Source organism: Faecalibacterium sp. Marseille-P9312, assembly GCF_902497445.1.
Taxonomy (GTDB): domain Bacteria; phylum Bacillota; class Clostridia; order Oscillospirales; family Ruminococcaceae; genus Faecalibacterium; species Faecalibacterium longum.
In genome coordinates this window covers 177,700-190,172 of the sequence record NZ_CABVEW010000004.1, presented here as the reverse complement: position 1 = coordinate 190,172, position 12,473 = coordinate 177,700, and the positions used below count along the sequence as shown (strand labels likewise).

Sequence of the window (12,473 nt, the reverse complement as noted above, 5' to 3'; positions counted from 1 at the left end):
ATGTAAGAGGTGCTGTCAGCTTACAGCTGGGGGCCGGCGGAGACCAGAGCCTTGCCGTGCTCGTTGCCCTCGTACTTTGCGAAGTTCTTGATGAAGCGGCCAGCCAGATCCTTGGCCTTCTCTTCCCACTGAGCGGCATCTGCGTAAGTGTCGCGGGGGTCGAGGATGGCGGGGTCAACACCGGGCAGAGCAGTGGGGACCTCGAAATCGAAGTAGGGGATCTTCTTGGTGGGAGCCTCGTTGATGGCACCGCTCAGGATGGCGTCGATGATGCCGCGGGTATCCTTGATGGAGATGCGCTTGCCGGTGCCGTTCCAGCCGGTGTTGACCAGATAAGCCTTGGCGCCGCTCTTCTGCATCTTCTTGACCAGCTCCTCAGCGTACTTGGTGGGGTGCAGCTCCAGGAAGGCCTGACCGAAGCAGGCGGAGAAGGTGGGGGTGGGCTCGGTGATGCCGCGCTCGGTGCCGGCCAGCTTTGCGGTAAAGCCGGACAGGAAGTAGTACTGGGTCTGCTCCGGAGTCAGGATGGAGACGGGAGGCAGGACGCCGAATGCATCAGCAGACAGGAAGATGACATTCTTGGCTGCGGGTGCAGAAGAGATGGGGCGGACGATGTTCTGGATGTGGTCGATGGGGTAGGAGACGCGGGTGTTCTCGGTCACGCTCTTGTCGGCGAAATCGATGTGGCCCTCAGCGTCCAGAGTGACGTTCTCCAGCAGAGCGTTGCGCTTGATGGCGTTGTAGATGTCGGGCTCAGAGTCCTTGTCCAGGTTGATGACCTTAGCGTAGCAGCCGCCCTCGAAGTTGAAGACGCCGTTGTCGTCCCAGCCGTGCTCGTCATCGCCGATGAGCAGACGCTTCGGGTCGGTGGACAGGGTGGTCTTGCCGGTGCCGGACAGACCGAAGAAGATGGCAGTGTTCTTGCCCTCCTTATCGGTGTTGGCAGAGCAGTGCATGGAAGCGATGCCCTTCAGCGGCAGGAAGTAGTTCATCATGGAGAACATACCCTTCTTCATCTCGCCGCCGTACCAGGTGTTGACGATGACCTGCTCCTTGCTGGTGATGTTGAACAGCACAGCAGTCTCGGAGTTCAGGCCCAGCTCCTTGTAGTTCTCGACCTTAGCCTTGGAAGCGTTGTAGACAACGAAATCAGGCTCGAAGTTCTCCCGCTCCTCAGCGGTGGGCTTGATGAACATATTGGTGACGAAATGTGCCTGCCAGGCCACTTCCATGATGAAGCGGACGGCCATGCGGGTGTCCTTGTTGGCGCCGCAGAAAGCATCCACGACGTACAGGCGCTTGTTGGAGAGCTCCTTCTTGGCGATCTCCTTCACAGCTTCCCAGGCTTCCTGAGAAGCGGGGTGGTTGTCGTTCTTGTACTCGTCGCTGGTCCACCACACGGTGTCCTTGGAGTTCTCATCCATGACGATGAACTTATCCTTGGGGGAGCGGCCGGTGTAGATGCCGGTCATGACGTTGACAGCGCCCAGCTCGCTGACCTGGCCCTTCTCGTAGCCTTCCAGTTCGGGCTTGGTCTCCTCGTCGAACAGCTGCTCGTAAGAGGGGTTGTACACGATCTCGGTCGTGCCGGTGATACCATACTTGCTCAGATCCAACTTTGCCATGATACTTATACCTCTTCTTTCGTTCAGGTCATCGCCCAGACACCAGCGGTAAGCTGTCCTCAGCCAAAAGGACACCGCAAAAGGACGACGAAAAGAAATACAGATGCGTATTCTCCTGTATATCATTATACATAAATTGGGGCCGAAATCAACCGGCGGGGCGGTTTTCTTCGGGTAAAAGCAACAAATCTTATTAAGAATCCGGGGTATTTGAGACAGTTTCGTAAAAATCCTGGCCCGTTTGCCTGCACAAATTAAAGATTTTATGCCAAAAACAGATCTTTGATAAAATTTTGTCGATTTGGGATACAAGGAGCGGAAAACAGGAGAGAAGAGGCTGCAATTTTGAGCCGCGAAAAAACGTATTATAAGTAGAGACACAAAATATTTGTGGATATTTTGCGATTTATCTGGAAAAAACGCACAACTTATGATATACTGAGCCAATCTGATCCGCGGTCATGAGCCGCCAGCATGGAGAAACAACGACGATGAAGACGCTTTACATATTTCTTACCCGCTCCGGCACCCTGCTCTCGAACCTCGTGTACAGCCTGACCGGTGCGCAGTACACCCACATCTCCCTCGCCTTCGACGAGGACCTGAGCACCCTCTACAGCTCTACCCGCAAGAATGGTTATACCATGTTCCCCGCAGGTCCCAGCCGGGAGTACCTGAACCGGGGCGTGTTTCTTATGCGGGAGAACATCCCCTGCGCCCTCTACGCGCTGGAAGTGACGGACGAAGCCTACACCCGCGCCAAGCGCCGCACCCAGCACATGATGCACCACGGGGAGCTCTACCGCTTCAATTCGCTGGGTCTGCTGCTCTGCTGGATGCATATCCGCTGGCAGCGCCGCCGGCATTATTTCTGCTCCCAGTTCGTCAGTGAGGTGCTCCAGAAGAGCGGTGCGCTGGAGCTGCCAAAGCCCAGCACCCTCATGCACCCCAGCGATTACGCCGAGCTGCCCGAGCTGCGCTGCCTCTACCGCGGTACGCTGGCCGGCCTGCCCCAGCGCCAGAACATGGAGCTGGGCGAGGTGGAGAGCGTCATGGGTCTTTACCTGAACGTCCTTCTGGGGGCTGTGAAGGGCAGAGTGCGTCGGCTGTTCTGATTTTTTGAAAAATTTGCTGAAAAAATTGAAAATGCCTGTTGACAAAGCGGGTGCGCTGTGCTAAAATAACCGAGTCGGGAACAACACCCGATGCAATGGTAGTATGGCCCGTTGGTCAAGCGGTTAAGACAGAGGCCTCTCACGCCTTTAACATCGGTTCGATTCCGGTACGGGTCACCATTTTAGTAGTAAAACGGCTCTGCGCCGTTTTATATAGATGCCTCTTTAGCTCAGTCGGTTAGAGCACCTGACTGTTAATCAGGGTGTCGCCTGTTCGAGTCAGGCAAGAGGCGCCAGTAAAGCGATGGAAGTTTTCCATCGCTTTTTCTTTTTTGTCCGTTCCGGTGCGGCTTTTGTTGACAGGGAAAGCGGCGGGGGATATACTTATAAAAACTGAACCTCTCAGGCCGCCTGCGGCGTCCAGCTCTCCGGATAGGAGAGCCCTTGGCAAAGCCGAAAACTTACCCTTTTCGCCAGAGCCTCCCCTATCAAGGGAGGTGGCACAGCGTCAGCTGTGACGGAGAGGTTGAGGAAAAATGCGCCTGATGAAAAAGGAGAAAAGTATGAAACAGATCATTCTGACGGGCGACCGCCCGACGGGCCGGCTCCATGTCGGCCACTATGTCGGCTCTCTGAAGGAGCGTGTCCGGCTGCAGAACTCGGGCAAATTCGACGAGATCTATATCATGATCGCTGACGCACAGGCCCTCACCGACAACGCCGACAACCCGGAGAAGGTGCGCCAGAACGTCCTGCAGGTCGCTCTGGACTATCTGGCCGTGGGCATCGACCCCGCCAAGGCACACATCTTCATCCAGTCCATGGTGCCGGAGCTGACCGAGCTGAGTTTCTATTATATGAACCTCGTCACCGTCTCCCGCCTGCAGCGCAACCCCACCGTCAAGGCCGAGATCCAGCAGAAGAATTTCGAGTCCAGCATTCCGGTGGGCTTCTTCACTTACCCCATCAGCCAGGCTGCGGACATCACCGCCTTCAAGGCTACTACCGTCCCCGCAGGCGAGGACCAGCGCCCCATGATCGAGCAGTGCTGCGAGATCGTCCATAAGTTCAACGCCGTCTACGGTGAGACTCTGGTGGAGCCGGAGATCGTTCTGCCCCAGAACAGCGCCTGCCTGCGCCTGCCCGGCACCGACGGCAAGGCCAAGATGAGCAAGAGCCTCGGCAACTGCATCTACCTCTCCGACGAGCCCGAGGACATCAAGAAGAAGATCATGTCCATGTACACCGACCCGAACCACCTGCGCGTGCAGGACCCCGGCAAGGTGGAGGGCAACCCCGTCTTCATCTATCTGGATGCATTCAGCCGCCCGGAGCACTTTGCCGAGTTCCTGCCCGAGTACCAGAACCTCGACGAGCTGAAGGCACACTATCAGCGCGGCGGTCTGGGCGATGTGAAGGTGAAGAAGTTCCTGAACAGCGTCATGCAGGCCGAGCTGGAGCCCATCCGCAACCGTCGCAAGGAGTGGGAGCAGCGCCTGCCCGAGGTCGTGGAAATTCTGAAGGAAGGCAGCGCCGTGGCCGAAAAGACCGCCGCTGCCACCCTCGCCGAAGTGCGTAAGTCCATGAAAATCGATTACTTCACGGATGATAACCTGTTGAAATAACAAAGCGTAAACGAAAATGCCCTTGCAGAACGCTAAAATAGCTTCGGCAGGGGCATTTTTCATAAGAATTGCGAGCCGGTGACGAGAGAATGACTGGATATAAAAAGTATTTCGACGCGTATTGTAGGGAGCATGGGCTGAATCTGTATTTGTCCTTTGAGATGCCTGCCGGATACAAAACAGCAAAGGGAACATTTGACGCTTCCAGCAGGACTGTGTTTATAAATGCAGAGGGGCTGGACAAAGAGCCTGAGTACGAAAGAATGTTCTATCTTTTTCATGAGCTGCGGCACGCATCCCAGTATCTTGAACCGGAGCGATTTAATGAGACGATAAATCGAAGCGTTCAGTATATCATCATGTTCGACGGGACTTGCTATAAACTGGTGGAAAATCATTATCTGAAATGTAAATTAGAAGGTAGCGAAGGATATTTTACAAGCCTGTATCTTGGACAACCGAATGAAGTCGATGCGAATACATTTGCCTATGAGCAGACCCGAAAAATCTGCGGGGATTCGGCAGGACTAAAAGAGCTGTTTGATTTCTGGATGCCGCGTCAGGCGATTCTGAACGGTACATATGATAGGATTTTTTCGCTGATTGACGAGAAAACCAAAGGGATGACCTGATTCCAAGGCACAAAAATGCCGCTCTCCTATCAAGGGAAGAGCGGCATTTGTTATTTCCTTAAATCTTCAAAAAGTTCATCCAAATCGGTGTAGTGCTTTACATTGGGGTCCTTCGCAATGCGTTCAGCCTCCAACATGGCGGCAATCGTTTCCTCATTCGGACACTCGACTTCATCAATATAATCAGGAATCATATCACTTACAGGCTGCGGTTCTTGATCTCAGAAGTGACCTTTGCGATGAACTCGTCCACTTCCATCGTGGTGGTCTCGCCCTTGCGATCACGGACGGAGACGTTGCCGGCCTCGGCTTCCTTGGCGCCCAGGACCAGCATATAAGGCACGCGGTCCACCTGCTGTGCGGCGCGGATCTTGTAGCCGATCTTCTGGTTGTCGTCGTCCAGAGCCACACGGATACCGGCCTCCACCAGCTTCTCGGTGATGGCCTCGGAATACTCGAGGGTCTTCTCGGAGACGGGCAGAACCTTGACCTGAACAGGAGCCAGCCAGGTGGGGAACTTGCCCTTGGTCTCCTCGATGAGGTAGGCCATGAAGCGGTCGAGAGAACCGAGGATCGCACGGTGCAGGACAACGGGGGTCTTCTCGGTGCCGTCCTTGTCCACATAGGTCAGGTGGAACTTTGCGGGCAGGCAGAAGTCCAGCTGGCAGGTGGACAGGGTGTACTCAGCGCCGACAGCGGGCTTGACGTTGACGTCCAGCTTGGGGCCGTAGAAAGCAGCCTCGCCGATCTCCTCGGTGAAGTGGATGCCCAGCTCGGTCAGGACCTCGCGCAGAGCGTTCTCAGCGTGGTTCCACATGGCGTCGTCGTCGTGATACTTCTTCTTGTCGGCAGGGTCACGCAGGGACAGAACGCAGCGGTAGTCGGTGATGTTGAAGTCCTTGTAGGTCTCGAAGATGAGGTTGCAGACATCAGCGACTTCGCTCTTGATCTGCTCCGGAGTGCAGAACAGGTGAGCGTCGTTCTGGCAGAAGTGACGGCCGCGCTCGATGCCCTTCAGGGTGCCGGAGGACTCGTAACGGAAATCGTGGGCGATCTCGCCGATGCGCATGGGCAGGTCGCGGTAGGAGTGGGGACGGTTTGCGTAGATCATCATGTGATGGGGGCAGTTCATCGGGCGCAGGACGTAGCTCTCGCCCTCCATCTCCATGGCGGGGAACATATTCTCGCGGTAGTGGTCCCAGTGGCCGGAAGTCTTGTACAGATTCACGGTGCCGATGCAGGGAGTCATGACGTGCAGGTAGCCGCGGGCGCGCTCCTTCTCCTTGATATAGTTCTCCAGCTCCTGCCAGACCGTGTAGCCTGCGGGCAGGAACATGGGCAGACCGCGGCCGACCAGGTCGTCGGTCATGAACAGGCCCATCTCCTTGCCGATCTTGCGGTGGTCGCGCTCACGGGCCTCCTGCTGCTCCTTCTCCCAGGCGTCCAGCTCCTCCTGATTGTGGAAAGCCACGCCGTTGATACGGGTCAGCATCTTGTTCTCTTTGTCGTTCTTCCAGTATGCGCCGGACTGCTGGGTGATCTTGAAGGCCTTCAGAGCCTTGGTGTAGGTCAGGTGAGGTCCGATGCACATATCGACGTACTCGCCCTGCTGGAAGAAGCTGAACTCGGTCTCGTCGGCCAGGTCAGCCATGTGCTCGACCTTATAGTTCTCGTGGCGCTCTTCCATCAGCTTGACGGCCTCTGCGCGGGGCAGGATGAAGGGCTTGATGGCCAGATTCTCTTTGGTGATCTTGCGCATCTCCTTCTCGATGTTGGCCAGGTCTTCGTCGGTCAGCTTGGTGTCGCCGAGGTCAACGTCGTAGTAGAAGCCGTTCTCGGTGGCGGGGCCGAAGGCGAAGTCAGCCTCCGGGTAGAGGCGCTTGATGGCCTGAGCCATAACGTGGGCTGCGGTGTGACGGATGACGTGCAGTTCCTGGTCCTGCGGGCATTCGTCCACATGACCGTCCTTATAGATGATCTTCATGGTGTTACTCCTTCTTGACATGAAAAATGCGTTTGGTATAACAAAAAAGACGCTTCACCCCGCATTTGCTCTACGGGATGAAGCGCCTTTGAAAGACCCAACTGCGTTCCACGGTTCCACCCGAATTGCGTGCTGCTGCACGCCACTCGCTGTGCTGTAACGGGCGCACCCGGCAGAGGTTCGCCTCTGCACTCTGCGGTGGTAGAAGTCCGGCACATGGCAGGCTGCTTGCAGCGCGTCCTTCCGGACGGCAGCCCTCTCTGCGGCATGGAGAACGGGACTTCGGTTTGTCCGCATCATCGTTTTTACACAGGATGAAACTACAGATGATTGTAGCACGGGGCGCAGAAAAAATCAAGGGCTGGCCTGCAGAAATTTAAACTGGACAATTCTTGCACTTTTAGGCGAAATATGGTATCGTATAGATGCCGCCTCTGGCGGCAAGGCGCTGACCACAAACACAGGCGGCTGTCCCTTACCGGTACCTGAGTGCCGGGTAAGGCGATTTTCTTGCAGATTCGTGCTCCCCCGGACGCTCAAGGGCGGAAAGGGGGGATAAGACCATGAGTATTTTGGAATTTACCGCGTTGCTCTCGCTTCTTGGCGGTGCAATTTATGTGACGTTTCAAATCACTTGGACTGTATCTCACAGCGACGATAAAGACAAGAAAAATGACCGCCTCTGAGTTCCCCAACTAGACCGGTCATTTTTTCTTGACTTATTATGGTGAGGGACCAGCCGTTTGCGGGCCAGCGCCTTTTCTATTTGTAGTATAACCAGAAATATCGGATTTGTCAAGGAACGGAGCGACGCGCTGCCGTTCCTTTTTTATTTTCTGAGCCGCTTCCCCCAGCTCTCCGTATACTCCGACAGCAGCTTCTCCGTCACAAAGAGCTGGCTGCTGTAGAGGCCGTGGGTGCCGGAGAGCATATAGCAGACGCCGCAGCCCAGCGCGATCAGCTCCAGCCCCACGCCGCCGAACAGCTCATAGGCCAGCAGGATGGAGGGGATAAGCGTATTGGTTGCGCCGCAGAACACCGAGACGAGGCCCACGGCGGCGGAGAACCCGGCGGGCAGGCCCAGCAGCGGGCCGAATGCACAGCCGAAGGTCGCACCGATGTAGAAGCTGGGGACGACCTCGCCGCCCTTGAAGCCCGCCGAGAGGGTCAGGGCGGTCAGCAGTATCTTGCAGATAAAGTCCCACGGCAGGGCCTGTCCCTGCTCCACGGCGGCAGTGATGACGCCCATGCCCGCGCCGTTGTAGCGGCCCACGCCCATCAGGTAGGAGAGGGCCACCACGGCAACACCGCCCACGACGGCACGCACCCAGGGGTTTGGCAGGCGGCGGGGCATTTCGTGCTCCATGGTGTGGAGAAGCCAGCAGAATGCCCGGGCCACCAGCGCACAGGCAACACCCAGCACAGCCACCAGCAGAGTAGAATCAATGGAAAGCGCCGGTGCGGTCAGCTCAAAATGGGTAGGAGAGATGCCGCAGGCCAGCGAGACGCCGTAGGCGATGAGGGCAGCGGCGAAGCCGGGAACAAAGGCCACCGAGAACGCGAGGCCCACGTCCTCCACCATGATGCCGAAGAGGGTCGCCGACAGCGGCGTGCCGAACAGTGCCGAGAAGAACGCAGCCATGCCGCAGGCCGTGGCCGTGCGGCGGTCGTGGTCGGAGAAGCGGAAGAGCTTTGCGATGTTGTAGCCGATGCTTCCGCCCATCTGCAAAGCCGCGCCCTCGCGTCCGGCCGAGCCGCCGCAGAGGTGGGTGAGCACCGTGCCGAAGAAGATGGCCGGCACCAGCAGCGGGCTGACGCTTTCGCCGCTGTGGACGGCGCGGATGACGTTGTTCGTCCCCATCCCTTCGCAGCCCGTCACCTTATAAAGTGCCACGATGGCAAGACCTGCCACCGGCAGCAGCCAGAGCAGCCAGATGTGCTCGGCCCGCCACTCGGTGACGTGCTCCACGGCCAGGTGGAACGCTGTGCCGACGGCACCGCAGACGAGGCCGGTGGGAACGGCCAACAGCAGCCAGCGGGCCAGAATGGCCGCGACGGCTCGGAAGGAATAAAGCTCCTTTTTCAAAAATTCTTTCATGATAACACTCCTGTGTTTTTATATCCTGCCCACAAAGATAGCACGACGGACGGGCGCTGTCAAGAAACGCCAAAGCCCCGCTCCCTTGTGCGAAGGAGCGGGGCTTTGAGCTGTGTTTGGAATTATCAGAAAAAAGGAAAAAGGAGAACAATATATCCACGCCGTCTCGGCGGGATAGCGCTGAAATCAGGGGGACGCTTACTCCACGTCCTGCAGGGCGGCAAAGTCCTCTTCGCCGGTGCGGATCTTGACCACGCGGGTCACGTTGTAGACGAAGATCTTGCCGTCGCCGATGTGGCCGGTGTAAAGTGCCTTCTTGGCGGCCTCCACCACGGAATCGACCGAGATCTTGGAGACGATGACCTCGACCTTGATCTTCGGCAGGAGGGTGCTGTCCACAGGCACACCACGGTATTTTTCAGTGGTGCCTTTCTGGATGCCGCAGCCCATGACCTGGGTGACCGTCATGCCGGTGACGCCCAGATCGTTGAGGGCGCTCTTGAGCTGGTCGAACTTGGAGAGCTTTGCAATGATGGACACTTTGTGCATCCCGGTGTCGTAGATGCCGTCGTGGATGACAGCAGGCTCACGCACCACAGGCACAGCGGCGTCCATCTGCTTTGCAGAAGCTTTGGAAGCGTCGTCCTCGCCGAGGTCGGTGTTCTCGTTGGGGACCATGGCGGCAGAGTTTGCATCGGAGATGGCGAAACCGGCATAAGCGGAAGCCAGACCGTGCTCGTGGATGTCCAGACCGTCGATCTCCACCTCAGCGGGAACGCGGAGGCCGATGGTCTTGTCGATGAGCTTGAAGATGACGAACATGACGACCAGAACATAGGCGTCCACCACGATGAGGCCCAGCAGCTGGATGCCCAGCTGGCTCAGACCGCCGCCGTAGAACAGGCCCTTGCCGACACCGTTTCCGCCGTCGGAGAAGAGGCCCACGGCAATGGTACCCCAGACGCCGTTTGCAAAGTGGACGGAGACCGCGCCCACAGGGTCGTCGATCTTCGCAATGTTATCGAAGAACTCGACGCTCAGCACCACGAGGATGCCGGCGACAAAGCCGATGATGAAAGCACCAAAGGGCGAAACGGTGTCGCAGCCTGCGGTGATGGCCACCAGACCAGCCAGAGAGCCGTTGAGCGTCATGGAGACGTCGGGCTTGCCGTAGCGCTTCCAGGTAAAGAGCATGGTCACGCAGGTAGAAACTGCTGCCGCAAGGTTGGTGTTGAAGCAGACCAGACCGGTCAGGGTCATGGTCTCATCGGTGGAAAGGCTCAGGGAAGAGCCGCCGTTGAAGCCGAACCAGCAGAACCAGAGGATGAACACGCCCAGAGCACCGGCGGTCAGGTTGTGGCCGGGGATGGCGTGGGGCTTGCCGTCCTTGTCGTACTTGCCGATGCGGGGACCCAGCAGGGCCGCGCCCAGCATGGCGATGACGCCGCCGACGTTGTGGACTGCTGCAGAACCGGCAAAGTCGTGGAAGCCCATGCTCTGGAGCCAGCCGCCGCCCCACATCCAGTGGCCGCAGATGGGGTAGACCACCAGCGAAATGGCTGCGGAGTAGACGCAGTAGGCTTTGAAGTTGGTGCGCTCGGCCATGGAGCCGGAGACGATGGTGGCTGCTGTTGCGCAGAAGACAGTCTGAAACACGATGTACACCCACAGCGGGATGTCGAGGCCCAGATGAGAATAATCACCCTGAATGAAGGGGTCGAACCCGCCGATGAGAGCGCCGGTGCCGCCGAACATCAGGCCGAAGCCGATGAGCCAGTAGCAGGGCGTGCCGATACAAAAATCCATCATGTTTTTCATGAGGATATTGCCGGTGTTCTTGGCGCGGGTGAAGCCTGCCTCGCAGAGCGCGAAGCCGGCCTGCATGAAGTAGACGAGGAACGCTCCTACGAGCGTCCAACAGGTGTTGACGGAGCTGAACATGACGCAGATACCTCCCCAATGATCTGGCTGCCGGGTGCCAGCCCGGCGGCGCGTACACTCCGGCTGCTGCACCCCTCTATCTGCGCAGCAGCGCGGAAAATCCGGAAAAGGAAGCCCTCTATTTCTCCCTTGGCCGCAGGGGATACACTTCCCCCGGAAACACAAAAGGCGCTGGCGGATCTTTCATCCGTCAGCGCCTTTGCTTTCGATGGCAAGAGTATAAGGCGGTTTGGTCAAAGTGTCAAGAGCTGGATGCTATTTTTGACGTTCTGCACAAACCGGAAAAGAATGGGCAAAGAAAACTTTGGCAGGCATCATTTTTCCCCCTTGTGGGCTGCCCGCATTTCGACATGGAGCAGCAGGCTCATCAGAGCGCGCAGCGCGAAAGTCGCCGCCAGCGGGATGACCGACTCGAGGTTCTGCAGAAGGAAGGTCTTGGCGATCTCTGCCGACATGAGAAATTCCAATGCCGTCGTCAGGCCGGTGCTCATCTCGTGGTGGAAGTCGTACCGGTCGCGGAAAAAGGTCGCCCGCACATAGTGGTAGGTGGCCTTGACAAGACTCGTCACGATGATGAACAGGCCGATGACCTCCGCCAGCCCCGCGATGAGGGGGACTGCCGATTCCAGAAAGCCCTCCAGCAGGTGGGCGAGGTTCTCGTTCAGGTGATACAGGGCTGTCATGCTCTGGTCACCGCTCAAGCCAGCAGGCTCTTGATATAAGCGGCCAGCTCCTCGTCCCTGCAGGAGGCGAAGAACAGCTCGCCGAACTTCTCACCGGCGATGGCACCCTTCAGCAGGTCCTGATCGATGCTCTTGAGGCACTCGATGAGGGGCTTAAAAGTGGCGGCGCGGACGCCGTCGAGGATCTTCTTGTTGCGCTGCTCGGGCTCGACGCGCTCCTTGGGGTAGCCCTGACCGTGGCCGAAGCCGAACAGCTTCTCAAAGCAGTACTCGAGGTTCAGCTCACCGCCCCAGCCGAAGCCCTTGGCGAAAGGCATGGCCACGGCATTGCCGTCGTTGACGTGGGCGAAGGTGTAGGCGTCCACGGGGTCCTCCACATGGCCGCAGATGACGCCGGGGAAGCTGTTCAGGGCCAGCATGGCGCCCTCGCCGGTGCCGCAGCCGGTGATGACGTAGTCGGCAGCGCCGCTGTTGAGCAGGACGGCGGCGAGGATGCCGCACTGCACATAGGTCAGCGGTGCGGCGTCATCGGCAGCGTACATGCCGTAGTTGACCACCTCGTGGCCCATCGGCTCTACGACCTTCTTCAGAGCGGCCTCGATGATGCCGTTCTTTGCGGCCTGACTGTTCTCGTTGATAAGTGCGATCTTCATGGGAAAGTCCTCCTGTTTTTATTATTATGACCAGTGTAGCAGATTCCGGGAAAAAAGTCGATATGGGAAACAAAAGAGCGCCGCGCCCGGCACCCGGAAGGCAGCGGACACGGCGCA

The 12,473-nt window shown here is 57.8% G+C and carries 11 protein-coding genes and 2 tRNA genes; 6 read left to right on the top strand and 7 right to left on the bottom strand.

All coding sequences use genetic code 11. The features are described 5' to 3' along the window. Nucleotides 1–20: 20 nt before the first annotated feature. Nucleotides 21–1,625, bottom strand: coding sequence for a phosphoenolpyruvate carboxykinase (ATP) (gene pckA, locus F3G95_RS04725; RefSeq protein WP_149794040.1), 1,605 nt, complete (start codon nt 1,623–1,625; stop codon nt 21–23). A 491-nt stretch (nt 1,626–2,116) separates the two neighbouring features. Between pckA and F3G95_RS04720 the strand changes: the two genes are divergently transcribed. The 5 genes from F3G95_RS04720 to F3G95_RS04700 all read left to right on the top strand — a co-directional run bounded on the left by F3G95_RS04720 (nt 2,117) and on the right by F3G95_RS04700 (nt 4,997). Continuing rightward, nucleotides 2,117–2,740: a hypothetical protein gene (locus F3G95_RS04720; protein WP_149794039.1), complete on the top strand. Its 624-nt coding sequence runs from the start codon at nt 2,117–2,119 to the stop codon at nt 2,738–2,740. A gap of 105 nt (nt 2,741–2,845) precedes the next feature. Next, nucleotides 2,846–2,920 (top strand) — tRNA-Glu (locus F3G95_RS04715). Nucleotides 2,921–2,959: 39 nt separating this feature from the next. Next, nucleotides 2,960–3,036: transfer RNA gene (locus F3G95_RS04710), tRNA-Asn, on the top strand. A gap of 267 nt (nt 3,037–3,303) precedes the next feature. Continuing rightward, a complete protein-coding gene (gene trpS, locus F3G95_RS04705) occupies nt 3,304–4,365 on the top strand; it encodes a tryptophan--tRNA ligase (RefSeq protein ID WP_149794038.1) in 1,062 nt (353 codons plus the stop codon). Between the two features lie 89 nt (nt 4,366–4,454). Continuing rightward, nucleotides 4,455–4,997, top strand: a complete 543-nt coding sequence (locus F3G95_RS04700; protein WP_149794037.1) for a hypothetical protein — start codon at nt 4,455–4,457, stop codon at nt 4,995–4,997. A gap of 50 nt (nt 4,998–5,047) precedes the next feature. On the opposite strand, the gene F3G95_RS13740 is transcribed toward F3G95_RS04700, so the two are convergent. Together F3G95_RS13740 and thrS are read right to left on the bottom strand one after the other, a co-directional pair. After that, nucleotides 5,048–5,191, bottom strand: a complete 144-nt coding sequence (locus F3G95_RS13740) for a hypothetical protein (RefSeq protein WP_188117509.1) — start codon at nt 5,189–5,191, stop codon at nt 5,048–5,050. Nucleotides 5,192–5,196: 5 nt separating this feature from the next. After that, nucleotides 5,197–6,981, bottom strand: a complete 1,785-nt coding sequence (thrS, locus tag F3G95_RS04695; RefSeq protein ID WP_149794036.1) for a threonine--tRNA ligase — start codon at nt 6,979–6,981, stop codon at nt 5,197–5,199. Nucleotides 6,982–7,544: 563 nt separating this feature from the next. Here thrS and F3G95_RS14040 point away from each other — a divergent pair. Next, the gene (locus F3G95_RS14040) at nt 7,545–7,667 is read left to right on the top strand and encodes a hypothetical protein (protein ID WP_256276003.1); all 123 of its coding nucleotides are present in this window, start codon (nt 7,545–7,547) and stop codon (nt 7,665–7,667) included. A 143-nt stretch (nt 7,668–7,810) separates the two neighbouring features. Here F3G95_RS14040 and F3G95_RS04690 read toward each other — a convergent pair whose 3' ends face one another. From F3G95_RS04690 to F3G95_RS04675, 4 genes are all read right to left on the bottom strand, one after another. Continuing rightward, nucleotides 7,811–9,079: a chloride channel protein gene (locus F3G95_RS04690; protein WP_149794035.1), complete on the bottom strand. Its 1,269-nt coding sequence runs from the start codon at nt 9,077–9,079 to the stop codon at nt 7,811–7,813. A 198-nt stretch (nt 9,080–9,277) separates the two neighbouring features. Then, on the bottom strand, nt 9,278–11,020 hold the full coding sequence (locus tag F3G95_RS04685) for an ammonium transporter (protein WP_149794034.1): 1,743 nt from the start codon (nt 11,018–11,020) through the stop codon (nt 9,278–9,280). Nucleotides 11,021–11,334: 314 nt separating this feature from the next. Continuing rightward, the gene (locus tag F3G95_RS04680; RefSeq protein WP_243130267.1) at nt 11,335–11,721 is read right to left on the bottom strand and encodes a DUF1622 domain-containing protein; all 387 of its coding nucleotides are present in this window, start codon (nt 11,719–11,721) and stop codon (nt 11,335–11,337) included. Then, nucleotides 11,718–12,356: an RpiB/LacA/LacB family sugar-phosphate isomerase gene (locus F3G95_RS04675; protein ID WP_149794033.1), complete on the bottom strand. Its 639-nt coding sequence runs from the start codon at nt 12,354–12,356 to the stop codon at nt 11,718–11,720. The genes F3G95_RS04680 and F3G95_RS04675 overlap by 4 nt, the downstream gene beginning before the upstream one ends. Nucleotides 12,357–12,473: the final 117 nt, after the last annotated feature.

Bases quoted from the DNA above. Each gene is read 5' to 3' on its own strand.
- F3G95_RS04690 (WP_149794035.1), bottom strand. From the start codon at position 9,079: ATGAAAGAATTTTTGAAAAAGGAGCTTTATTCCTTCCGAGCCGTCGCG.
- F3G95_RS04675 (WP_149794033.1), bottom strand. From the start codon at position 12,356: ATGAAGATCGCACTTATCAACGAGAACAGTCAGGCCGCAAAGAACGGC.
- F3G95_RS14040 (WP_256276003.1), top strand. From the start codon at position 7,545: ATGAGTATTTTGGAATTTACCGCGTTGCTCTCGCTTCTTGGCGGTGCA.
- thrS (WP_149794036.1), bottom strand. From the start codon at position 6,981: ATGAAGATCATCTATAAGGACGGTCATGTGGACGAATGCCCGCAGGAC.
- F3G95_RS13740 (WP_188117509.1), bottom strand. From the start codon at position 5,191: ATGATTCCTGATTATATTGATGAAGTCGAGTGTCCGAATGAGGAAACG.
- F3G95_RS04720 (WP_149794039.1), top strand. From the start codon at position 2,117: ATGAAGACGCTTTACATATTTCTTACCCGCTCCGGCACCCTGCTCTCG.
- F3G95_RS04685 (WP_149794034.1), bottom strand. From the start codon at position 11,020: ATGTTCAGCTCCGTCAACACCTGTTGGACGCTCGTAGGAGCGTTCCTC.
- trpS (WP_149794038.1), top strand. From the start codon at position 3,304: ATGAAACAGATCATTCTGACGGGCGACCGCCCGACGGGCCGGCTCCAT.
- pckA (WP_149794040.1), bottom strand. From the start codon at position 1,625: ATGGCAAAGTTGGATCTGAGCAAGTATGGTATCACCGGCACGACCGAG.
- F3G95_RS04700 (WP_149794037.1), top strand. From the start codon at position 4,455: ATGACTGGATATAAAAAGTATTTCGACGCGTATTGTAGGGAGCATGGG.